General features: G+C 62.0%; 1 protein-coding gene. It reads right to left on the minus strand.

The features are described from left to right. Positions 1–317 precede the first annotated feature (317 nt). On the minus strand, positions 318–1,216 hold an 899-nt coding region (locus LI94_RS21240), incomplete at its 5' end, for a cellulase family glycosylhydrolase (protein ID WP_046302484.1).

A 1,216-nucleotide genomic window follows, 5' to 3' on the forward strand; every position in this document is an offset into this window, starting at 1 on the left:
GCGGTGTTGTCGGTGACGGCCTGGGGGTCCAGTTCGCCGGCTGCGGTGGCAAAAGGTGCGACGAGGACATCGAGCATGTCGTCGAAATCAGCCTGAGCCGACGCGGCCGGAGAGGTCAAAGCCAAAAACGCGGCAATACCGACAATCTTGCTGCCCACAACCCTGCTGCGGTGACGAGGCATCCCGACGAACCCTTCTTCATGGAAGACAACAGATTCTGAAGTCTGCCTGAGAAGTTAAACGAGTTGCTTACGTGATGCAAGGCTGCCACCTAGGCAACCCGGAGTGTCGGCGGTAGTCCGTTGGCGGGTCGACGGCTAGATACGTATCAACTTGACGGTGATGGTGGAGGCGTCGCTGTCGGCTCCGATGGTCAGGATCGGGGCATTGGGTGCCGAGGTGACGGTCCCGCCGGTCACGGTCACGGCATAGCCGTTGGGGTAGTGGTTGGCCGGCACGGCGATAGAGGTCTCGGAGCCGGCTCCGAAGGTGCCTGAGCCGTCGGCGCGGTCGGTGGTGTAGCTGAAGTTGAACTCGCCGTTGGTGAAGCTCAGCGACGTCGGGACGCCGGAGATCGCCTGGGGGTAGGGCTGAGCCAGGAGGTCGAGCTTGTCCCAGTTGACGTTGTCGCCGACCGGGGGCAGGTTCGTGTCGTAGACCAGTGCCTGGTCCTCCGGCGACGTGCTGGTGATGTCCTTGCCGGTGTAGGCCCATTCGGTCCAACCGAACAGATACCGGTTCGCCGCGTCCAGGCTCGCGCCGATGGTCGGAAGGTTGTTGGTGGCACCGAACTCACTCAAGAACGCCGGGATGTTGTGCTCCTGCGCATAGTCGTAGGCGTAGCCGAACACGGCGTCGGCGTTCCAGTCGCAACCGAAACTCAGGTCGGCGAAAATCGCATTCACCATGCAGTAGTGGTGGAAGGAGAAGGCGGTGTTGTCGTCGTCGACCGTTCCCAGATGGTTCTGTACCGGCAGGCTGGCTTCGAGGGTGCTCGGACCGAAGAACACTGTCTTGTTCGGGTCGACCGAGCGGATGGCTTCGGTGATCTGGTTGTAGAACGGGGTCAGCTGTTGGGCGTCGAAGTACGGGTTGCCCAGCAGGCTGCCCAGGGTCTGGGTGCCTGACCACGGCTCGTTCATGATCTCGTAGCCGGCGACGTTCTCGTTGCCCTTGAAGTAGTTGGCGACGGCCTGCCACATGATGCCGTAGTGGT

It is taken from the genome of Mycobacterium sp. UM_Kg27 (genome assembly GCF_000972905.1).
GTDB lineage: Bacteria > Actinomycetota > Actinomycetes > Mycobacteriales > Mycobacteriaceae > Mycobacterium.